21 protein-coding genes are annotated in these 21711 nt (G+C 58.5%); 19 read left to right on the top strand and 2 right to left on the bottom strand.

Annotation, left to right across the window (positions count from 1 at the left end):
• Positions 1 to 89: 89 nt before the first annotated feature.
• Entirely contained in the window at positions 90 to 521 is a 432-nt protein-coding gene (locus ACYZUD_RS12050) for a GNAT family N-acetyltransferase (RefSeq protein ID WP_462024207.1), read from the bottom strand.
• Positions 522 to 678: 157 nt separating this feature from the next.
• On the opposite strand from ACYZUD_RS12050, the gene ACYZUD_RS12045 reads away from it, so the two are divergent.
• From ACYZUD_RS12045 to ACYZUD_RS12030, 4 genes are all read left to right on the top strand, one after another.
• Positions 679 to 1116: a hemerythrin domain-containing protein gene (locus tag ACYZUD_RS12045; RefSeq protein WP_462024206.1), complete on the top strand. Its 438-nt coding sequence runs from the start codon at positions 679 to 681 to the stop codon at positions 1114 to 1116.
• 52 nt (positions 1117 to 1168) lie between these two features.
• Entirely contained in the window at positions 1169 to 1762 is a 594-nt protein-coding gene (locus tag ACYZUD_RS12040) for an NUDIX domain-containing protein (protein WP_462024205.1), read from the top strand.
• Positions 1763 to 1888: 126 nt separating this feature from the next.
• On the top strand, positions 1889 to 2428 hold the full coding sequence (locus ACYZUD_RS12035) for a kinase inhibitor (protein ID WP_462024204.1): 540 nt from the start codon (positions 1889 to 1891) through the stop codon (positions 2426 to 2428).
• 4 nt (positions 2429 to 2432) lie between these two features.
• Positions 2433 to 3251 carry a helix-turn-helix transcriptional regulator gene (locus ACYZUD_RS12030; RefSeq protein ID WP_462024203.1) on the top strand — a complete coding sequence of 273 codons (819 nt, stop codon included), beginning with the start codon at positions 2433 to 2435 and terminating at the stop codon, positions 3249 to 3251.
• 14 nt (positions 3252 to 3265) lie between these two features.
• On the opposite strand, the gene ACYZUD_RS12025 is transcribed toward ACYZUD_RS12030, so the two are convergent.
• A complete protein-coding gene (locus ACYZUD_RS12025) occupies positions 3266 to 3781 on the bottom strand; it encodes a methylated-DNA--[protein]-cysteine S-methyltransferase (protein ID WP_462024202.1) in 516 nt (171 codons plus the stop codon).
• Between the two features lie 136 nt (positions 3782 to 3917).
• Between ACYZUD_RS12025 and ggt the strand changes: the two genes are divergently transcribed.
• The 15 genes from ggt (at position 3918) to ACYZUD_RS11950 (ending at position 21660) form a co-directional block, all read left to right on the top strand.
• On the top strand, positions 3918 to 5645 hold the full coding sequence (ggt, locus tag ACYZUD_RS12020) for a gamma-glutamyltransferase (protein ID WP_462024201.1): 1728 nt from the start codon (positions 3918 to 3920) through the stop codon (positions 5643 to 5645).
• Between the two features lie 245 nt (positions 5646 to 5890).
• Positions 5891 to 6373, top strand: coding sequence for a YhfG family protein (locus ACYZUD_RS12015; protein WP_462024200.1), 483 nt, complete (start codon positions 5891 to 5893; stop codon positions 6371 to 6373).
• Positions 6373 to 6960, top strand: a complete 588-nt coding sequence (locus ACYZUD_RS12010; protein WP_462024199.1) for a putative adenosine monophosphate-protein transferase Fic — start codon at positions 6373 to 6375, stop codon at positions 6958 to 6960. The genes ACYZUD_RS12015 and ACYZUD_RS12010 overlap by 1 nt, the downstream gene beginning before the upstream one ends.
• 60 nt (positions 6961 to 7020) lie before the next feature.
• The gene (locus ACYZUD_RS12005) at positions 7021 to 7554 is read left to right on the top strand and encodes a cysteine hydrolase family protein (protein WP_462024198.1); all 534 of its coding nucleotides are present in this window, start codon (positions 7021 to 7023) and stop codon (positions 7552 to 7554) included.
• A 147-nt stretch (positions 7555 to 7701) separates the two neighbouring features.
• Entirely contained in the window at positions 7702 to 8322 is a 621-nt protein-coding gene (locus ACYZUD_RS12000) for a YajG family lipoprotein (protein ID WP_462024197.1), read from the top strand.
• Positions 8323 to 8501: 179 nt separating this feature from the next.
• Positions 8502 to 9536 carry a sterol desaturase family protein gene (locus ACYZUD_RS11995; protein ID WP_462024196.1) on the top strand — a complete coding sequence of 345 codons (1035 nt, stop codon included), beginning with the start codon at positions 8502 to 8504 and terminating at the stop codon, positions 9534 to 9536.
• A gap of 78 nt (positions 9537 to 9614) precedes the next feature.
• Entirely contained in the window at positions 9615 to 10637 is a 1023-nt protein-coding gene (locus ACYZUD_RS11990) for a helix-turn-helix transcriptional regulator (RefSeq protein WP_462024195.1), read from the top strand.
• A gap of 187 nt (positions 10638 to 10824) precedes the next feature.
• Entirely contained in the window at positions 10825 to 12693 is a 1869-nt protein-coding gene (locus ACYZUD_RS11985; protein WP_462024194.1) for an amidohydrolase, read from the top strand.
• A gap of 18 nt (positions 12694 to 12711) precedes the next feature.
• Positions 12712 to 14454, top strand: a complete 1743-nt coding sequence (locus ACYZUD_RS11980) for an amidohydrolase (RefSeq protein ID WP_462024193.1) — start codon at positions 12712 to 12714, stop codon at positions 14452 to 14454.
• A gap of 103 nt (positions 14455 to 14557) precedes the next feature.
• Entirely contained in the window at positions 14558 to 15298 is a 741-nt protein-coding gene (locus ACYZUD_RS11975; RefSeq protein ID WP_462024192.1) for a TorF family putative porin, read from the top strand.
• Positions 15299 to 15347: 49 nt separating this feature from the next.
• A complete protein-coding gene (locus tag ACYZUD_RS11970; RefSeq protein ID WP_462024191.1) occupies positions 15348 to 16760 on the top strand; it encodes a purine-cytosine permease family protein in 1413 nt (470 codons plus the stop codon).
• A 257-nt stretch (positions 16761 to 17017) separates the two neighbouring features.
• Positions 17018 to 18151 (top strand): C45 family autoproteolytic acyltransferase/hydolase, encoded by a 1134-nt coding sequence (locus ACYZUD_RS11965; RefSeq protein WP_462024190.1) that lies wholly within the window; start codon positions 17018 to 17020, stop codon positions 18149 to 18151.
• A 67-nt stretch (positions 18152 to 18218) separates the two neighbouring features.
• Complete coding sequence (locus tag ACYZUD_RS11960; RefSeq protein WP_462024189.1) at positions 18219 to 19160, top strand: ABC transporter permease; 942 nt, start codon at positions 18219 to 18221, stop codon at positions 19158 to 19160.
• On the top strand, positions 19157 to 20029 hold the full coding sequence (locus ACYZUD_RS11955) for an ABC transporter permease (protein WP_462024188.1): 873 nt from the start codon (positions 19157 to 19159) through the stop codon (positions 20027 to 20029). Before ACYZUD_RS11960 ends, ACYZUD_RS11955 begins: the two co-directional genes overlap by 4 nt.
• Positions 20029 to 21660: a dipeptide ABC transporter ATP-binding protein gene (locus ACYZUD_RS11950; protein ID WP_462024187.1), complete on the top strand. Its 1632-nt coding sequence runs from the start codon at positions 20029 to 20031 to the stop codon at positions 21658 to 21660. Before ACYZUD_RS11955 ends, ACYZUD_RS11950 begins: the two co-directional genes overlap by 1 nt.
• Positions 21661 to 21711: the final 51 nt, after the last annotated feature.

Here is a 21711-nt window from a genome sequence, read left to right as displayed (position 1 = left end):
TATTTATCGTTCAACATTGATGTCGACTGGCGCGCCGCCATCGCGAGCAGGCTCGCTCCCACAGTGGTTCGGTGTCGATCACCACAGGGTTACGCGTCGTTGATCAGGCGCTTCTGGAAAAAGAAGCGCTTGTGGCCCGGCGGGTAGTCAGCAATCTGCCCCAACTCGCTGTAGCCAAGCTTCTTGTAGAACTCCGGGGCCTGAAAGTCGAAGGTGTCGAGCCAGATTCCCACGCATTCCTTCTCCCGTGCCAGGTCTTCGGCCATCTGCATCAGCTTCGAACCCATGCCCTGGCCCCGGGCCTGCTCCGGCACCGACAGCAATTCGACGTACAGCCATCGATAAAAAAAATGGCCATACAGACCGCCAAGAATCTCGTCGTGTTCGTCGCGGACCAGCAAGGCAAGCGGCTCTGATACGGAGACCCCGGCCTTTGAGGCGTTATAGGCGCGCAACGGCAGGAGGATTGCCTGCTCCTCGTCATCCGTGGGTTTTTGCGACTGTTCGATTCGCAGGTTCATCAGTGACTTCCTTATGGCTATGAGGGGCACAACTTCCCAAGCCTATCGCGGCCAGCGGTCGTTGTTCCAGCCCCTTGGTTGGAACCGTCGCCAGCGCACAGATGTCTAGCCTCAAAGAGCGTCATTTCAGAACGCAGCCTATGAGTGAGGACACCCTGTGAATATTTTCGAAGCCTTGCGCGAAAGTCATGACCGCCAACGCACCTACGCCGACGCACTGATCCAGACCCGCGGCGACACCCCGGAGCGAGTCGAGGCCTACAAGCAGCTCAAGTCTGAACTTCAGGCCCACGAAACCGCTGAAGAGCGGCATTTCTACATCCCGCTGATGGAGTTCGACAACGGCGTCGACCTTAGCCGCCATGCCATTTCCGAACACCACGAAATGGACGAAATGATGGAAGAGCTGGACGAGACCGAGATGTCCAGTCCAGCCTGGCTGGCGACCGCGAAGAAGCTCTCCGAGAAGGTGCATCATCACCTTGAGGAAGAAGAGCAGAAGTTCTTCCAGATGGCCGGCAAGCTGCTCGACGACAAACAGAAAGAGACGCTGGCCGGGCAATATGAGAAGGAATACCAGGCTCAGCTTGCGTGACGGCGTTTTCGTCTAACATGGGCGCCTTCTGACGAAAAAAGGATGCGTTGTCATGTCGAACACAGCCGAACGGGTCAACCTCATCGAGTCTCAGGTGTTGTCCCACGACTGGTACCTGCTCAAGAAAATCACCTTCGATTACCAGCGCAACAATGGCGAATGGCAACGCCAGACCCGCGAGGTCTACGACCGTGGCAATGGTGCGGCGATTCTGCTGTTCAACCGTGAAAAGAAAACCGTGGTGCTGACACGCCAGTTCCGGCTGCCGGTTTTTGTCAACGGCCATGACGGTTTGCTGATTGAAGTGGCGGCAGGGCTGCTTGAAGGTGCGGCCCCCGAAGAGCGCATTCGCGACGAAGCGGAGGAAGAGACCGGCTATCGCGTGCACCATGTGCAGAAGGTCTTCGAGGCTTACATGAGCCCCGGCTCGGTGACTGAAAAGCTGCATTTTTTCATCGCCGAATACGACGCTTCATCGAAAGTCGGCGAGGGCGGCGGACTGGAGGAAGAGACCGAGGAACTGGAAGTGCTGGAGTGGACGTTCGACGAGGCGCTTGAGGCGTTTTATCGCGGGGAGATCTGCGATGCGAAGACCATCATGCTGTTGCAATATGCGGCGATGAAGAATGTCTTCGGACCGGTTTGATCAGGGGTTAGCGGGCATCTGAATCGAGAGAGCGTTCAGGCACAATGGTCGAGCATTTCGGCACAGTAATCACCCTGTGCCCTCTCTAGACTCGTGGCTTCACGACAAGACTCAGATGAGGTCACGATGAACATCAGAATAATCCTATCCGCATTGTCCATGGGGGTCGTTCTCACTGGACACGCTGCCGACTTCTCGCTGACCAGCCAGGACATTGCTGAAAACCGCCCGCTGAGCAAACGCGAAGTGTTCCAGGGTTTCGGCTGCGAAGGGGGTAACACCTCTCCCGAACTGTCCTGGAGCAACGCCCCGGCGGGGACTAAAAGTTTCGCGATCACGGTCTACGATCCCGATGCGCCGACCGGCAGCGGTTGGTGGCACTGGACGGTGGTCAACCTGCCCACTTCTACCAGCAGTTTGCCGAGAGGGGTCGGCTCGAACCTGCCTGCCGGTGCCGTACAAGGGCGAACCGATTATGGCCAACCGGGGTTTGGCGGGGCGTGCCCTCCGGCAGGGGATAAGCCCCATCGCTATCAGTTCACCGTATGGGCGTTGAAAGTCGATAAGCTACCCCTCGACAACCAGGCCAGCGGAGCCTTGGTGGGCTATATGCTCAATGCCAACGCCCTGGCCAAAGCGACCATCACTTCAACTTACGGACGTTAAAACGATGCGCCCTTGTGTCGGCATACAGCACCGGGAAAATATTATCGATGCTTGTGTCATACGGGCGCGACAACCCCATACATTGCAACGGGTGCCGATATTCGCCACCACCTTGTGTCGAGTGCGACAGGGGGAAAAACTGCTGCAATGGGATGACCGGCAGATGCGTGCCGGGCCGCAACATCTGATTCTGATGCCGGCCGGGCGCGAGCTTGGGATCTCGAACTTCCCCGGTCTTCACGGTCACTACATCGCCGATGCGGTGACCTTTCCCGCCTCGACGCTGCGCAACTTCAGCACTCGCTATGGCCATCAGATCATGAGTCGCCACCGTGCCCTGAACACAGATCTGTGTGTCCCTCTGGACCGGCATACCACACAGGCATGGGATCAATTATTGGCCGCCATCCATGCAGACGCGCCGCAGGCACTTCGCACACATTATGGTGAAGCGGTTCTTCTGAGCCTGGGCCTTGGCGGCCTGGCCGGGCCTCTGCTGATGGATCGCAACGATCCACTGTGCGAACGTGTGCAGCAGTTGTTGATGGGCCGCCCGGAGAGAGACTGGACGGTGGCGAGCGTCGCGCAACATCTGAACATGGGTGAGTCGACGTTGCGTCGCCAACTGGCCAATGAAGGGGACAGTTTCAGGAATATTCTGGAAAACGTTCGGCTGGCAACGGCGCTGCAATGGTTGCAAACCACGTCTTGTCCCATCGGTGAAATTGCCGGTGCCAGCGGTTACGCCTCGGCCTCACGTTTTGCCGTGCGCTTTCGCTCGCACTATGGCCTGTCGCCACGGGAATTGCGGGCGACGATTTAGGCATTACGGTTACATCAAAACAAATCATCCATCCTGCTGGCGCCTGACCACTCGCAACCCTCCAGCGTCAGCAGCTGTTCCTTCGCCTCAAGCCCCCCGGCAAACCCCGTCAATTTCCCCGACGCGCCGATCACCCGATGACACGGCGCAACAATCGAGATCGGGTTCTTGCCATTCGCCGCACCCACCGCCCGAACCGCACTGGGATTGCCGATCTGCTCGGCAATCTGGCTGTAGCTGCGCGTCTCGCCGAACGGAATGGTCAGCAACGCTTCCCAGACCTTCTTCTGAAATTCCGTCCCGACAAAATCCAGTTCCAGCTCGAAACGATTGCGCGTACCGGCGAAGTATTCCTGCAACTGCTGGACGGCGCGCGCAAGGATCGGATTGTCCGGGGCTTCGCTCATCGGGCCCAGCCTGACCCGGTTCGGTTTGTCGTTTTCCCAGAGGATGGCCGCCAGTCTTGAACCTTTCGCTACCAGCTTCAGCTCGCCAACCGGAGACGCCATGGTGGTGAAGGTGTAGGTCATGCTGGCGGACTCCGCAGAAGGGTTGAACAGAGGCCCAGCATACTGCCTCGACGGGGAGGCGCAATACGCAATCCCAGCCATACTGCCTACTGCTCTTGAAGCGTTTTCCTACTTTAAAACAAGAAGAGACCGACTCATGAAGTTTGAACCTTTTGCCAAATCGCTCATTGCGACCTCGTTGGCGCTGAGCTGCCTGATGGCCCATGCGGCCTCCGTGGCCCCGGTCGCGGCCGAAAACGGCATGGTGGTCACCGCGCAGCACCTGGCCAGTCATGTCGGCGTCGATGTGCTCAAGAACGGCGGCAATGCTGTGGATGCCGCGGTCGCGGTGGGTTATGCGCTGGCGGTGGTTTATCCCGCAGCAGGTAACCTGGGTGGCGGCGGTTTCATGACCATTCAACTGGCGGACGGGCGCAAGACCTTCCTCGACTTCCGCGAAAAAGCCCCGCTGGCCGCCACCCCGGACATGTACCTCGACAAGGAGGGCAACGTTGTCCCTGACCTGAGTACCCGTGGTCATCTGGCCGTTGGCGTGCCGGGCACGGTGTCCGGCATGGAACTGGCGTTGAAGAAGTACGGCACCAAACCCCGCGAGGAAGTGATCGCCCCGGCCATCAAGCTCGCTGAAGACGGTTTCGTGCTGGAGCAGGGTGATGTCGAACTGTTGGAATACGCCACCGACGTGTTCAAAAAGGACATCAAGGACTCCGGCTCGATATTCCTGAGCAACGGCGAACCGATGCAGGTCGGCCAGAAACTGGTGCAAAAAGACCTCGGCAAAACCCTGCGGGAAATCTCCGAGAAGGGCGCCGACGGGTTCTATAAAGGCTGGGTGGCCGACGCCATCGTCACGTCGAGCCAGGCCAACAAAGGCATCATCACCCAGGCTGACCTCGACAAATACAAGACCCGCGAACTGGCGCCGATCGAGTGCGATTACCGCGGCTACCACGTGGTTTCGGCGCCACCGCCAAGCTCGGGAGGCGTGGTGATCTGCGAGATCATGAACATTCTCGAAGGCTATCCGATGAAAGACCTGGGCTACCATTCGGCCCAAGCCATGCACTACCAGATCGAAGCGATGCGCCACGCCTATGTGGATCGCAACAGCTACCTGGGCGACCCGGACTTCGTGAAAAACCCGATTGCCCACCTGCTGGATAAAAACTACGCGACCAAAATCCGTACCGCCATTGACCCGCAAAAGGCCGGGGTGTCCCGCGAAATCAAACCCGGCGTAGCGCCGCACGAGGGCAGCAACACCACCCATTACTCCATCGTCGACAAATGGGGCAACGCGGTCTCGGTGACCTACACCTTGAACGACTGGTTCGGTGCTGGCGTCATGGCCAGCAAAACCGGGGTCATTCTCAATGACGAAATGGACGACTTCACCTCGAAAATCGGCGTGCCGAACATGTACGGCCTGGTGCAAGGGGAGGCCAATGCCATCGCGCCCGGCAAGGCACCGCTGTCGTCCATGAGCCCGACCATCGTCACCAAGGACGGCAAAGTGGTGATGGTCGTCGGTACCCCCGGTGGCAGCCGCATCATCACCGCTACCTTGCTGACCATCCTCAACGTGATCGACTACGGCATGAACATTCAGGAAGCGGTCGATGCACCCCGTTTCCACCAGCAGTGGTTGCCGGAAGAGACCAACCTGGAGACCTTCACCACCAGTCCGGATACGGTGAAGATGCTCGAAAGCTGGGGCCACAAGTTCGCAGGGCCACAGGATGCCAACCATATCGCGGCGATTCTGGTCGGGGCACCGTCGCTGGAGGGTAAGCCGGTGGGCAAAAACCGCTTCTACGGGGCGAACGATCCACGTCGTAATACCGGGTTGTCATTGGGTTACTGAGTTCAAGGAGCCCGAAAAAAATCCCCATTCCTTCCACTGCGATACGGGCGCCGTTGAGGCGCTCGTTTTTGTACTGGAAGCAGTATCAAAAAGCGCCTTTGTCCACTATTGTTTGAGGTATGACTTCTCGGTCGAAGCGTCAGCATGCTTCACCACCGATGCTGGCCTTGTCCCGCAGGTGGTTGTTGAGTCGTTGAAGCAGGCAGTACCCATTTTACGGTTCACGATAATCAGAATTTAATGCAATGAATAATGATCAATGTTTAAAGTTTGATATGACCCACATCGATAGCCTTGAGTCGTTAAAGGCATGTGGAGGTTATCTTTCGGTAAAACGGAGAGTTGAGGGGGAGGGAAGATTTAAACTGGGTGTGCGAGGCTGGAGTGCGCTGTATAAGAAAATCATTTTTATGGCGTCTGCCGTAGAGGATAAAAAGGCTTTTCTGGAGGCTTTACTCCTCGAAGAAAATGTATCTATCGCCAGAAAAAAGGCAGAGACCATTCTTGGTGTCCGAGTATTGGCGAAGAGTATTGATGAACTGAAGATCGGTTTGGATTTGTTGATAAGTTTTTTTTCGAAGCCAGCTATTACACCCTATGAAGCTTACGAAAATAATAAAAGAAGGAATTTTAAAAACAGCTCCAGGCTTGAAGGTGTTGAAATGCCTGAAAGCGCTCCAGACGAATCGTTGGAAGAAATACTCAATAAATACAGGGAAAGTGCCTGATGGATAGATACGATGCCGCCAATGATCATTACTGCTACCCGGGAGGAGGTGTCCTAAAAAACAAGCTTAATATAAAGGATGCGGACAAGCTGGAACTAGCAGAAAGAGACATTACAAACAAGACAATCGATCTTGTCAGCTATCAACCGCCACCCTATGGTCTCGAATATTTGCAAGGTATTCATTCGACTTTGTTTTCTCCTCTTTATGAGTGGGCAGGCAGTGTAAGGGATGTGAGTATCGCCAAGGGTGGGACCGTATTTTGTATTAGTTCCAGAGTTGAGCCTGAAGCTGAGAAGCTGTTTTCCCGGCTTGCTGGTGATCGGTGGTTGTCAGGTTTATCGAAGAAGGAGTTTTGTGCTGCACTTGCAGAATATTATTGTGAAATTAATATGATACACCCATTTCGCGAAGGCAATGGTCGCGTGCAAAGAGTGCTATTCGAGCATTTGGCATTATTTAATGGTTATGAGTTGGATTGGTCGGATATTACCTCGAGTGAATGGGTTCTCGCCAATATTGATGGAGTGAATGTCGATTATAAAAAAATGGAGGCTGTCTTTAGTCGAATACTGAAGTTGTCATGATTTGCAGCGAAAATTTGATTGTTGTTAAACCTCATTATTTCCCTTGGAGGTTCTTATTACATGACCACCGCACTCCTGATTATTGACGTCCAACACGCGCTGTGCACCGGCGAATACGAATGCTTTGAGATCAAGCGCGTCATCGACAACATCAACGGTTTGAGCGCCAAGGCCAGGGAAGCCGATATACCGGTCATCCTCATTCAGCATGAAGAGGAAGGTGACTTGCTGCAGCACGGCGCCAAAGGCTGGCAACTCGCCGACGGCCTGGAAACCTCACCCAACGACCTGCACGTGCGCAAAACCACCCCGGATTCTTTCTACCAGACCCACCTGCGCCAACTGCTGCAAAAGCAAGGCACTGACCGGTTGATCATCTGCGGGCTGCAAACCGACTACTGTGTCAACGCCACCGTCCGCCAGGCCTTGTCGCTGGGCTACGATGTGGTGCTTGCAGCCGACGCCCATTCCACGGTCGACAACGGCAACATGGCCGCCGACGACATCATCGCCGAGCACAATGCCATCCTCGCGCACCTGACCAGCCCCGTGTCCCGGATCGATGTCATCCCGACAAGCGAAATCCGCGTTTAAACATTAAACGCTCACGATTCCCGCTGCGCTGCCGATTCTCTTCATGCCTCCTGCAAGCCCCGGTTTTTCATCGGGGCTCGATGGCACAGGACACCAGCCTGCCTTCCTGAATCGAAAATCGGACTGATCACAATGACCGGAGTCGTCATGAAATACCTGAAACTCGCCTGCTTGTTGTTGGCCACGACCGCCCTGTTCGGCTGCGCGACCAGTCGTTCGGAAATCGGCGTCGACACGCCTGAAGTTGCGAACGGCAATGGCCAGAAAGTCGTTATCACCGTACTCGACGAGCGCCGCTTCGAACTCAAACCTGGAATTCCCGAGATCCCGTCCCTCAAGGATGGCGAGATCACCGACAAAACCATTACCGAACGTGCAATCGCCCGTAAACGCAGCGGTTACGGGATGGCGCTGGGTGATGTGTTGTTGCCGCAAGGCACCAGACTCAGCGACCTGATTGCCAAAAGCATCGCCGCAGCCTATGGCCAAGCGGGCTATCGCGTAGTTCAGAGCGGTGAAAAGACAGCCGATACCCAAGCCGTCACCGTGCACGTCATCGAGTTCTGGTCCTGGATGTCGCCAGGTTTCTTCACCGTAGGTGTGAACAACAGGATTCATTTGAAGGTGGAAACAGGCAACGCATCCCCGGTTGTCGAAATCGTACGGCAGAAACGTGAAGGCGTGCAGGTCGTCACCGATAACGACTGGCAAGAGAGCACCCAACAAGCGTTGCAAGCCATCACCGAAGAAATGGCCAAGAAGCTTTAGGCAACGCTTGGCAAACAAAACGGGCGCCCAACCAGGCGTCCGCGGCTGTACGGGTGAACCGTTCGGTCGGGTAACGGCTGAAGGAGGGTGCAGGGGCCTAGCGCACGGCTACACTGAAAGCCTGTCCATCGGGCCCGTCTGTCTGGCGACGCCCTTTCTTTGATGGAGGCCAGCCTTTCGTGGATGTTCTGGCGCTTCTCTATGACTACCTGAACGAGTGGGTGATCGAACCGGTCACCCACCAGTTCCTGGGTATTTTCGATCTGAACGGCCGCTTCGGTCTGGTCTTCCTGTTCACCGCCTACAGCATCGCCTACGGTCTTTTCCGATTCAGGAAACATCGCGGGCTGACCGATGCGCGTTCTTTCTGGCAGTTCATCGGCGGGCGCCGGGTTTATCTTCATCGCTCGGCGCTGCTGGATTACCGGTACTACTTCGTACGGGCCATCCTGAAAGTCGCACTGGTGCTGCCGATCGTTGGCCTGGTGGACCCGCTCATCCTGCGCTCCGGGGACTACATCGCGTTTTTCACCCACCTGTGGGGCGCGCGCGTGCAAGTGGAGGAGAATCTTGCGCTCTCCTTGCTCTACGGACTGGGTGTGTTTCTGGTGAAAGACTTCGTCAATTACTGGGTCCATCGCGCCTTTCATTCGCGATGGCTTTGGGCGTTTCACAAAGTCCATCATTCGGCGACTGTCCTGGTTCCGGCGACGGCCAGTCGGGTTCATTTTGTGGAAAAGATTGTCGAAAAACTGGCCGCCGGCGTCTGCCTCGGCGCCTATGTCGGTGTTTTCTGGTACGCCTGCGGCGGGGAGATCAGCCGCTATACCTTGTTCGGCGTGACCTATCTGGTGTTTATCCTGAACGGGCTGGCGGGAAACCTGCGCCATAGCCATGTCTGGTTTTCCTTCGGGCCCATGGTCGAGCACGTGCTGAACAGCCCGGCCCAACACCAGATTCACCACAGTGACGCGCCCGCGCATCTCAACAAGAACTTCGGTATCAACCTGTCACTCTGGGACTGGATGTTCGGCACGCTCTATGTCACCACCTCGAAATCCGAGCCCATCCGGTTCGGCACCGGCGAACAGGATCATGACCGCTACCTGACGATTTATAGCCTGATCGTCACTCCCTTTGTGGAAACAGCCCGCAAGATCCGCCCAGTGAAACGCCCGCAGACGGTCGCGCCCAAGGTTTGCGAAACACCCTGACCGACCGCTGCGGCTGGACGCGATTATTACGCCATGGCATGGTCGCCTCCCAGGCCATTCACAGACAGGAACAGAACGATGGAGGAGGGTGATGAGATCGGCGCCAGGACGTCGATGGCAACGCTGAAAGCGTTCAATCGTTGTGTGCTTCACCTGGGGCGTCTTGCCCGGGATCGCGGTGCCTCCCAGTTCATCGAAGACGGTCTGCAAGCCTTTCGTCAACTGGTGCCCTTCGCCTCCGCGTGGTGGGGAGAGATGTCGACGTCGGACGCCAATGCGCCTCCCAAAAGCTGGATGCACGGGCGAATCGATCTGCCCGAATCCTTTGCCGCCGAATGGCAACGGAGTGCGGGCAGCGATAAATTTTCCCAGGACACCTTAAGCCAACCCAGTGAGGTCATACGCGACAGCGGGTTCACCGACCCCGATGCAGAAGTGGACGCCTTCGCCCGTCGCCATGACCTTTACCACCCGATGTGCATCACCTTCGAGTTGCCCGAAAGCGGGTTGATGTTCTTCGTCTGTCTCTACCGCGGCCTCGATGCTCCGGCGTTCAATGACAGCGAGGCCGGTTTGTTTTCCGCCTTCTGCGACCACCTGTTGCAGCTGTGGCGATTCCAGGTGCAGGACATGATCCGGTTCGAGACGGGCAACGGCGCAACCGACTTTGGGGTCGCGCGCCTGGACGGCAGTCTGCTTTATGTGGGGTCAAGCCTGTGCGCGGCCATTCAACGCGAGATACCCGGCTGGAGCGGTTCAATGCTGCCCGTCGAGGTGATCGAGCAATTGCAGAAGGCGCCCTGCGTGATGCGCCTGGGTCGCTGCGCGCTGACACTGAGTCCCAACGCCGATCACGTCATTCTGTCATTGGCGACGCTGTCGCGTGGGGTGGTGCTTGCACCCCGGGAACGGACGGCCGCCATGCTGTTCGCCGCCGGTCACTCCTATAAGGAGATTGCCAAAATCCTTGCCTTGAGTCCTGCCACCGTTCGCACCTATCTGCGCAACTGCTATTTGCAGCTCGGCGTCAAAAGCAAGGTCGAACTGGGTTCGGCCTTGCGCTCGCCCACTTCGCTCGCCGAGGCTGCACGTCGAGACTAGGTAAGACATAGCTGCTACAAAAGTCTGTGGCCACAGATTATTTAAATGACTGGTATTAGCCTTACCCCTCCTCATTTGTGGAGGTCCGGATTTCTGCTGCGCTCTATAAGGTGTGCCTTGCATTCGCGGGGTTGCACGGCAGCGTGTTCGGGCCACTTCCACAACTATAAGAATAGAGGTGAGGCATTTGAAATTCTCCAGGCTGTTTATTGCCGTTGCTACGACAACGGCCTTTTCCTGCATGGCCCTGGTGGGGTGTCAGACACACGGTTCGACGCCCGCCGACATGGTGTTGCGCAACGGTTATGTCTACACCGTTGATGGCCAGAATTCCGTGCAACAGGCGATCGCCGTGACGGGCGGGAAGATCGTCTATGTCGGCAGCGATGAAGGGGTTTCCTCGTACATCGGCACACAGACACAACTGATTGATCTGGCGGGCCGCATGTTGATGCCGGGCTTCATCGATGCCCACATGCATCCGGGGGACGGCGGTCGCGCCATGACCTTGTGCGACCTGAAATACCAGACGATGACCCGCAAGGTTTTCCAGGAAACCATCCAGGCGTGCCTGGATGCCGACAAGGACAAAGGCCGCGATGTCTGGCTGGAGGTGGGCAGTTGGGATCGCATGGGCATGACCGGGCTTGATGGCGACCCCGACAAATCGACGCTGGACGCGCTCAAGACGAGTCGCCCGATTCAGGTCCGTTCCACCGATTTCCATACCGTACTGACCAACTCTCGCGGTCTGGCGCTCGCCGGTATCAACAAGCAGACGGCCAATCCGGGTGATGGCAAGTACGTGCGCGACAGCGCCGGCAACCCGAACGGTATCTGCGAAGACGGTGCAGCCGATGCCATGGCCGCCGTAGTGCCGCCAGCCTCCGACGCAGAAAAACTCAACCAGACCCGCGCCGCCCTCGACGCCATGCGTCAGCAAGGCATCACCAGTTTCTTCGATGCCTTGTCGGGACCCGAGAATGGCAAAGCGTTCACCGCCCTGCAGCAGTCGGGCGAGCTGACCGCCCGGGCCTTGTTGGCCATCAAGCTGGACCCTGCCGCCGCCACTGCCAACCCGGCGAAAACCATCGCCGAGGCCAAGGCACTGGCCGACACCTACGACCAGGGGGAGGCCAAAGTCGCGCCGGGTGTGAGCATGCGTCACGTCAAATTGTTCATGGATGGCATCATCAATGCGCCGGCTGACACGGGTGCAATGCTGACCCCGTACCTGCGCAATGCCGGCACCGATACAGCGCCCAAGTGGACGCCTGGCAAGAACGCAGGCGAGTTGTACTTCCCGGCGCCCGTCCTCAACCCGCTGCTGTTGCAGGCCGTCCAGGCCGGCCTCGATCCGCACCTTCACGCCACCGGCGACCGAGCGGTGCGTGACTCGCTCAACGGCATCGAATACGTGCGCCAGCAACTGCCCGGCAACGGCTTCCGTCCTGCCATCACTCACGCCGAATCGGTGGACCCCGCCGACTACGCGCGCTTCAAGGCGCTCGACGTGACCGCCAACATGTCCTTTCAGTGGGCCCAGCAAGCGCCGTCCACGGTCGATGGCACCAGTGATCATCTGGGGCCCGCGCGTTTTGCCCGCATGGAGCCATCGGGCAGCATCAGCCGTGCCGGTGGCCGTGTGGCTTTTGGCAGCGACTGGCCCGTCGACCCGCTCGATGAGTTCCTTGCACTGAAGGTCGGTGTCACCCGCTCGGGCGATCCGTCGAACCCACACAGCTATGGCGCCAACTATGCGGGAAGACTCAACGCCGCCCCGGCCCTGTCGCGAACCGAAGTGCTGCGCGCCATCACCCTGAACGCCGCCGAGCAGCTGCGACTGGACGCCGTTGTCGGTTCGGTCGAGGTCGGCAAGTTCGCCGACCTGATCGTGCTGGACAAGAACTTCATGCAGGTGCCCGAGGACGAGTTGGCCCGCAACGACGTGCTGCTGACCGTGGTGGGCGGCAAAGTCGTGTGGGCCAAGGCGCCGTTCACGGGGCTTGATCCGAAGGCGTTATCCCAGACATCCATTTCCCGAACCGCCCAATAAAAACAAGAGAGCGTTCCGATGCAACGATTTATTCCCAACCTGTTGGCCGCCGCGCTGGCGTTTTCCTCGGTGCAGGCGATGGCCGCCGCCGACCTCGTGCTGTTCAACGGCAAGGTGTTCACCGCCGAGCCCGGTCAAGGACTGGTTCAGGCCGTGGCGGTGCAAGATGGCAAGATTCTGAAAGTGGGCAGCGATGCCGACATCAACGCCCTGGCCGACGCCCGGACGCAACGCATCGATCTGGCAGGCAAGGTGCTGATGCCTGGCATGATTGATACCCACAGTCACCCGGTCGTTGCGGCCTACGACAGCCTGGGCGCCAACCTGCTGGATGAAGTCAAGCCGCTGGCGGAGCTTGAGCAGTGGATGATCGAGCAGGATCAGGCGGGCCGTGCGCGGGCCGGTGACGTGATCAGCATTGCCGGGGTGAGTTCGGCGTATTGGGAGAAAAGCCGTGAGCTCGGCAAGCGCTTCAATCAGGGGCGCTGGGCGGATCAACCGGTGGTCCTCAGCGGGATCGACGGGCACACCGGCTGGGCCAACAACGCGATGCTCAAGCGTCTGAAGATCGATGCCGCATTGGTCAAGGGGCTGTCCGAGCAAGATCGCAGCTTCGTGGGCCACGAGGCGGATTTCACGCCCAATGGTTTTTTTGCCGAATCTCGTTGGGACCAGGTCCGCAGCCAGATTCCCGCACCCACTAACGAGGTCATGCTCAAGGCGGCTCGTGAGGCGGTGAAGGTCAACAATCAATACGGCGTCACTGCCTGGATGGACGCCGCCGCGAATGCCGGCAGTGGCGATTCGTTGTTCGACTTCAAGGCCACCGAGCAGAGTGACGGCGTGCTGCCGCTTTATCGCGAACTGGCAGAGAAGGGCGAGCTCAACGCCCACGTCGCCGCGCTGCTGCTGGCCAACCCGAAAAGCCGGCCGGCCGACCTGGAGGTGCTGGCCAAGGTGATGAAGAAATTCGAGGGCGTGCCCAACCTGAGTTTTCCAGGCATCAAGGTCTTCGCCGACGGCGTTCTGGAGTTTCCGGGGCAGACGGCAGCGGTCATTGTTCCCTTCAAGAACAGTCATAAAGACGGTCAACTGTTGATCGACCCCGCACACTTCGGTGAGTTGGTCGTGGCGGCGGAGAAGCGCGACTGGATTGTGCACATGCATGCGGTCGGCGACCGCGCGGTGCGTGAATCCCTCAATGGCTTTGAATACGCACGCAAGCTCAACCCGACCCCGATGGCCCACAGCATCAGCCACCTGCAACTGGTGAACCCCGGCGAGTTTGCACGCTTCAAGCCGCTTGGCGTGATCGCCTCCATGCAATTGCTGTGGGCCACCGGCGAGAGTTACACCGTGGAATTGGTCAAACCCTATATCAGCGCATTTGCCTACGGTTACCAGTATCCCGCCAGGTCCTTGCATAACGCCGGTGCGGTCATCGCCGGTGGCAGTGACTGGCCGGTGTCCAGCCCCAATCCGTGGAACGCCATCGCTCAGGCCAGCACGCGCAAAGGGCCGCTGGGTGTGTTGAATGCCAAGGAAAGTATCGACCGCCAGACCATGTTCTACGCCTACACGCTCAATGCCGCCAAGGCCCTGCGCCTGGAGCAGCAGATTGGCTCGCTGGCACCTGGCAAACAGGCCGATCTGATCATCCTCGACCGCGATGTCTTCAAGGTCAGCGACGACGAACTGTTCGACACCCAAGTCCTGAAGACCTTCTTCGCCGGCAAGCAGGTTTACGCGCCCGCGTCCTGATGGCCCCGCACCCCGCAAAAGACGCCCGGCCCCTCGTGTTGCGAGGGGCACGGCATCGCCATGACTGAAATAACCCGCACCTCCATAAAAATAAGAGACCTGTATGAACGCACGCTCAGTATTGACCCTTGCCAGTCTTGTATTGGCACCCCTGACCACCCAGGCACTGACACTCAATGATGACTTCAGCCTGGACATGACCCTGGGCATTTTCAGCGACTACCGCACCCGCGGCATCTCGCAAACCCTGGGTGATCCGGCGGCTCAGGCCAGCGCCACGCTGGTGCACGGCAGCGGCCTGTACATGGGCGCCTGGACGTCGAACGTCGACTTCGGCGGCGAGTTCAAGACCCGTCAGGAACTCGAGTACTACGCGGGCTATTACTGGCAGGCGACCGAGGCCATCAGTCTCGATCTGGGGTACATCAAGTACGACTATCCCAAGGAGAGCCAATTCAACCTGAGCGAGGTCTACGCCATCCTTGATGTTTACGGCGTGAAGCTTGGCGCCTATTACTCAAACGATACGCCGAACTTCTTTGGCGAGGACCAGGACGCCCTTTACACCTACCTCAGTTACAAAATCGAATTGCCGGCCGAGATCGGCCTGGACTTGCGCTTCGGTCGTAACGATGTCAAAGATCCGGCCTTCTGGTCCACCAGCGGCGAAAGCCGTGATGCTTACCACGAGTGGGAAGCCAAGCTGACCCGTGATTTCGTGGGGGTGACCTGGGGCCTCAGCTACATCGATACCGACTTGTCGAAAAGCGAATGCGCGGGCTGGTACGGCTATGGTGACCTGTGCACGGCCACTGTGGTCGCCAGTGCCAGCAAGACGTTCTAAACGTTCAAGCTCACACAATAAAAACAAGCTCCTCTAAGGAAAACAACGTATGACCAAGGTCAGCGACAGTCAGCAGCGAACCCCCCTGATCGAGACACGTTCGATCGATTACATCCCCGAGGCCGAGCGTCATGGCAGTCTCTACAGCCAGTTCACCCTGTGGCTCGGTGCCAACTTGCAGATCACGGCGATCGTCACGGGTGCGCTGGCCGTGGTGCTGGGGGGCGATGTGTTCTGGTCACTCATCGGCTTGCTGATCGGCCAGTTGCTCGGCGGCGCAGTGGTTGCCCTGCACGCAGCCCAAGGGCCGAAACTCGGACTGCCGCAGATGATTTCCAGTCGCGTGCAGTTCGGGGTGTATGGCGCGGCCATCCCGATCGTGCTGGTGTGCCTGATGTATCTCGGGTTCAGCGCCACCGGCGCGGTCCTGTCAGGGCAGGCCATTGCGCAGTTGATCCATGTCAGCGACAGCGCCGGCATCCTGATCTTCGCCTCGTGCATCGCGTTTCTGACCGTCTTCGGCTACCGGGTCATCCACCTGGTCGGAAAGGTGGCCAGCGTGCTCGGCATCATTGCCTTCGTTTATCTGTTCACCCGGCTGATGACCCTCAACGATATCGGTCTGCTGCTGGAAAACCGTCACTTCGGCTGGAGTTCGTTCTTGCTGGCGGTGTCCCTTTCCGCGTCCTGGCAGATTGCCTTTGGCCCGTATGTGGCCGACTACTCGCGCTATCTGCCGAGCAAGACGTCGTCCTGGAAAACCTTCGCCGCCGTCGGCCTGGGCACGGTGCTGGGCGCCCAGGCCTCGATGGTGCTTGGGGTGTTTGCTGCCGCATTGGCCGGTGCGAATTTTCGCGGTCATGAGGTGGCGACGATCGTCGGGTTGGGCAGTACCGGTGTGATGGCGACTTTGCTGTACTTGAGCGTGGTGTTTGGCAAGGTCACGGTGTCCACCCTCAACGCCTATGGCAGCTTCATGTGCGTGGCGACCATCATCAGTGGCTTCCGTCGGCGTTTCGAGATATCCGCCGGCAAACGCATGCTGTTTGTGCTGCTGATTGTCGGCGCATCCACCGCGCTGGCATTGCTGGGGCAGTACACGTTTCTCACGACGTTCAAGTACTTCATCCTGTTCCTGCTGACGTTCTTCACGCCCTGGAGCGCGATCAACCTGGTGGATTATTACTTCATCAACAAGGAGCGCTATGACATCCCGGCGTTGTCCGACCCGGCAGGTCGCTACGGTCGCTGGAACGTGTTGGGCATCAGTGTGTATGTCATCGGTGTGCTGATTCAGCTGCCTTTTGTCGACACTCACTTTTACTCCGGCCCGATGGTCGCGCAGCTCGGCGGTGTCGATATTTCCTGGATCGTCGGTCTGGTGGTGCCGGGTATTCTTTATTACTGGCTGGCCAGGCACTCAGGGCTTGCCGTGTCGGTTGAACGAAGTTCAGAAGTGTGACTGACACCCTCCGTTAGCTTGACCGAGTAACAGGGGAGGCAGGCGCACAGGCCATTTGGCTTGTGCGCCTGAGTTCGTTTTCGCGTGCCACTTTTCCACACATTTGTGAATTTACTACCCAGCCTGATGCACGAAAAGCGTGCATTTCGAGAGGGTTTACTTATTGGAATCCAAATTGGCGCCAATAATGATTGGGTTTTAGTGGAATTGGTCTGATCCTTGCTCTAGGTCTTGCTCAAACTATTTGAGGGCATGGCATGAGCGGTCTATTTCCGTGTATCGAACTGAGTGGGGCACCGTTTGCCCGAGGCGTGCAATACGGTAAGGCCTGCCCGCAGATCATCGCCCGCAGCATTGAAATCTACAGTCAGCAATTGTTGGACATGGGTTACGACTGGGCTGGCATTCGGCGCCTGGTCAATCAATTCATTCCCAGTATTGAAGCGTTCGAGCCGCAATACCTGGAAGAGATGCGCGGCATCGCTGAAGGCTCCGGGCATGACTTTGAGGCCATTGTCCTGATCAATGCCCGTACCGAGATCATTCACCTCGGACGGCGCACGATGCAGGACAAGCCGGAACTGGATGGCTGTACCGGCGCGATCATCCTGCCTGGCGCCACGGCGAACAATGAAGTGCTGCACGGGCAGAATTGGGACTGGCGCATGGAGTGTGCAGAGACCGGCGTGGTCCTGCATATTCGTCGTGACGACGGCCCGGATGTGCTGACGTTCACCGAAGCAGGCGGCTTGGCCCGGGCGGGCATGAACTCCATCGGCACGGCGATTACCGGCAATAACCTGGAATCCGACCGTGACTATCAAGCGCTCGGCGTGCCATTGCCGCTGATCCGCCGCAAGGCGCTGGAAGCCAATCATTTCGCGCTGTCGATGAAAACCGTGGCAGTGACCGCCAAATCCGGTTCGAACAACATGATGCTCAGCCATGCGGCCGGATTCGGCATCAACTACGAATGTGCCCCCGATGAAGTGTTCCCCTTGTTCGAGGTCAGCGACCTGTTGGTGCATGCCAACCATTGGCGCAGTCCGGTTGCGCAAATCAAATTGAAGAACACTGGCATCAGCGGTGCACCCGAAAGCTTTTATCGTGATATCCGTGTCGAGAAATTGCTCAAGCCGTTTCATGGCAGCCTGACGCTGGAACACCTGAAAAGTGCGTTTTTCGACGATTTCGGCACGCCATTCGCGGTCTGCCGGCCACCCCGTCCCAGTTCTGGCGGCGAAGACAATCTGTCGGCAACGGTGGCGATGATTCTGATGCGCCCGGCCAGCGGGTTCATGGAAATCGCTCCCTTGCCGGCGATCAACCGCACATTCGGGCAGTACCGCCTGGAGATGGAATCCGACTACGCCCGTTACGCCACCTGGTAAACGTTGAACCGTTGGTAGCCTGTGCACTGCCCAAACGAGGGCGGTGCTTCAACATCGAGGAACCTACATGCTTCGTTTGATCGTTCAGCGTTTGGCCATGGCGGTCCCGACGTTATTGCTGATCTCTATCGCGGTGTTCGCGATGATCCGGCTGATACCCGGTGACCCGGCGTTGTTGATGCTGGGCGACATGGCTGACCCGGCCAGTCTGGTCAAATTGCGGCAGTCGCTCGGGCTGGATCAACCGGTGATCGCACAGTACCTGATCTGGCTCAAGGCGTTGTTTCAAGGGGACCTGGGGTTTTCGATTACCAGTCATGAGGCCGTTTTGCCGCTGGTCCTGGAAAGGTTCAGTGTCAGTGTGACCATCGTTCTGACCGCGGTGGCGCTGGCCGCGGTGATTGCCGTTCCCCTCGGCATGCTGGCGGCGTGGAAGCAGGACACGCTGATTGATCTGGGGTTGGTGACGACCGCGACGTTGCTGCTGTCGATCCCCGGTTTCTGGATGGGCCTGCTGTTGCTGTATGTGTTTGGCCTGGAATTAGGCTGGTTGCCGGTGGTGGGGTATGTGCCGTTTTCGGCTGACTTCGGCAAGGCGCTGGCCTACATCATCTTGCCGGTGACCACGCTGGTGTTGCATGAAAGCGGCGTGATTATCCGGATGCAGCGGGCCAGCTCGATTGAAGTCCTGCGCCTGGACTACATCGCCCATGCACGCGCCAAAGGGTTGTCCGAGCGCGCGGTGCTGTGGCGACACACGCTGCGCAACGCCTTTGCGCCCACCTGGACACTGATCGGCCTGATCCTCGGCAACCTGTTGGGCGGGATCGCCGTGATCGAAACGGTGTTCACCATTCCGGGCATCGGGCGCCTGATGGTCGATTCCATTTATGCACGTGATTACCCCGTGCTGCAGGGCTGCCTGTTGCTCATTACGTTTGTCTACGTGTTGGTCAACCTGCTCGTAGATCTGATGTATCCGCTGTTCGATCCTCGGGTGAAAGCATGAAGATTTTAAGCGAAGTTACCGCGCCGCCCACCGCTTTGCCAAAGGTCGGCGGGAGCAAGCGTCCGCTCTCGTTCAACGCGCTGATCGGCGGCAGCCTGCTGGTGATCCTGGTGCTGATGGCGGTAGCCGGTATCGTCTGGACGCCTTACGACCCGCTGCGCCTGGATCTGGCCAACCGATTCATGGCGCCGTCCTGGCCACACATTCTGGGCACTGACGAGTTCGGCCGCGATGTCTTCAGCCGCATCATCATCGGTGCCCGCACCAGCCTGTGGATCAGCCTGCTGACGGTGATATTGGCAATCAGCATCGGCACGCTGTTCGGATTGCTCGCCGGCTACCTGCGTGGCTGGACGGACCGCCTGTTGATGATGGTCAACGATGCCTTGCTGGCATTCCCCGGGATGCTGCTGGCGCTGGGGTTGCTCGCCATTGTGGGTGCGAGTCAGTACGGCATCGTGCTGGCGCTGGGCCTGGCTTATATCCCCACCGTGGTTCGGGTGGTGCGCAGCACGGTGTTGTCGTTGCGTGAACGCGAGTTCATCGAAGCCTCCAGGGTCATTGGCAATGGCGAGCTGTACACGATGTGGCGGCATATCGCGCCGAACTGCGTGGCACCGTTGATTGTCCTCGCCACCAGCATGTTTGGCTGGGCGATTCTCTCGGAGAGCGCCCTGAGCTTCCTTGGCTTGGGCGTTCCGCCGCCGGCGGCCACGTGGGGCAACATGCTTGCCTCCAGCCGGCCGCATCTGGTCACGGCACCCTGGTTGGGTTTCTTCCCGGGTTTGATGATCTCCATTGCCCTGATCGGCATCAATCTTTTCGGTGACGCCCTGCGTGATCGCCTTGACCCCCGGATGAGTCGCTAATGGATACCGTCAAGCCTTTGCTTCGCGTCAGTAATCTTTGCATTCAAGTGGGAACCGAGGGTTCGCTTGCGGTTGACCACCTCAGCTTCGACATGGCCCCCGGCGAGATCGTCGCGCTGGTGGGGGAGTCCGGCAGCGGCAAAACGATGGCGGCGCGCGCGGTCATCGGTTTATTGCCGCCGCCGATGCGGGTCGCGTCCGGTCGTATTGTGTTTGCCGATACCGATCTGTGCACCTTGCCTTACGAGCAGTTGCGTGATGTTCGCGGCTCGAAGATCGGGATGGTGTTTCAGGAACCAATGGTCTCGCTCAACCCGACATTGACGATCGGTCAGCAGATGGCGGAAGGGTTGCGCCTGCACACCGATCTGGATGAAAAAACCATTCTTGCCCGGTCGCTGGAGATGCTGCGCCGAATTGGCATGGATGATCCGCAACGCTGTTTGAATGCGTTTCCCCACGAGTTCTCCGGAGGCATGCGACAACGCATCATGCTGGCTTCGGTCATGTTGTTGCGCCCGGCGCTGTTGATCGCCGACGAGCCGACCACGGCCCTGGATACCCTGGCCCAGGCCGACGTGATCGAGTTGATGCTTGAACTGACGCGGGAGGAGGGCACGGCTATTTTGTTCATCAGTCATGACTTGTCGCTGGTGGTGCGCCATGCCCACAAAGTCGTGGTGATGCGCAACGGAAAAGCCATCGAAAGCGGCCCGACCGAGCAGATCCTGCTGGGCCCCAAGGCTGATTACACCCGGCAATTACTCGAAGCGCTGCCCACCCGAGGCAACCTTGACAGCGCGTCACTGGCCTCGCCGCTAGTTGATATGCGCAACGTCACCATCGAGCACCCGGGACGTCAGGGTTTCCTGTGGCGTGGCAAGGCCAAACGCGCCGTGGACGGGGTCAGTCTGCAAATCGCAGCAGGTGAAACGCTGGCACTGGTCGGCGGCAGTGGTTCGGGTAAAACCACCCTTGGCCGGTCGGTCGTCGGGCTGGTCAATCCGATTGCTGGTGAGATTTTTTTCGATGGCGTCGACATCCTGAAAAGCGCCAACCGTGAGCACCGATTGCAATGCCAGATGATCTTTCAGGACCCGGTATCGTCCCTCGATCCGCGCGCCAGGATTTCCGAAATTCTCGCTGAACCGCTGCGCCATGTGCCGGGCCTCAGTCGCGAGCAGCGTGCCGAGCGCGTGCGCACCATTCTGCAGGATGTGGGTCTGGACCCGCTCTTCGCCAACCGCTTTCCCCATCAGCTTTCAGGTGGCCAGCGGCAACGCGTGGCGATTGGTCGGGCGCTGATTCGTCACCCCAAACTGGTCATCGCCGACGAACCGATTTCTGCCCTCGACATGACCATTCAAAAACAGATTCTGGAGTTGTTCGAACGCCTGCAAAAGCAGTACGGCTTTGCCTGTCTGTTCATCTCCCATGACCTGGCGGCGGTGGAACGAATTGCCCACCGCGTGGCCGTCATGCAGCAAGGCCGACTGGTTGAAATAGGTACCACCGCGCAGGTGTTCGATAACCCGCAACACGCTTTCACGCTTCGACTGCTGGCGGCCGCCAATCCGTTGGTGCGACGGGCCGACGGCAGTTATCAATTGCGCAGCAGTGTTGCTGTGTGAAGGACTTTTGAGGCCGTCACACCTGTGGCGGCGAGAACTCGTTTCATCTTT

The organism is Pseudomonas sp. XS1P51, from assembly GCF_054897845.1.
The sequence above is the reverse complement of the archived record's forward strand: the minus strand, read 5'-3'. Positions and strand labels throughout refer to the sequence as shown.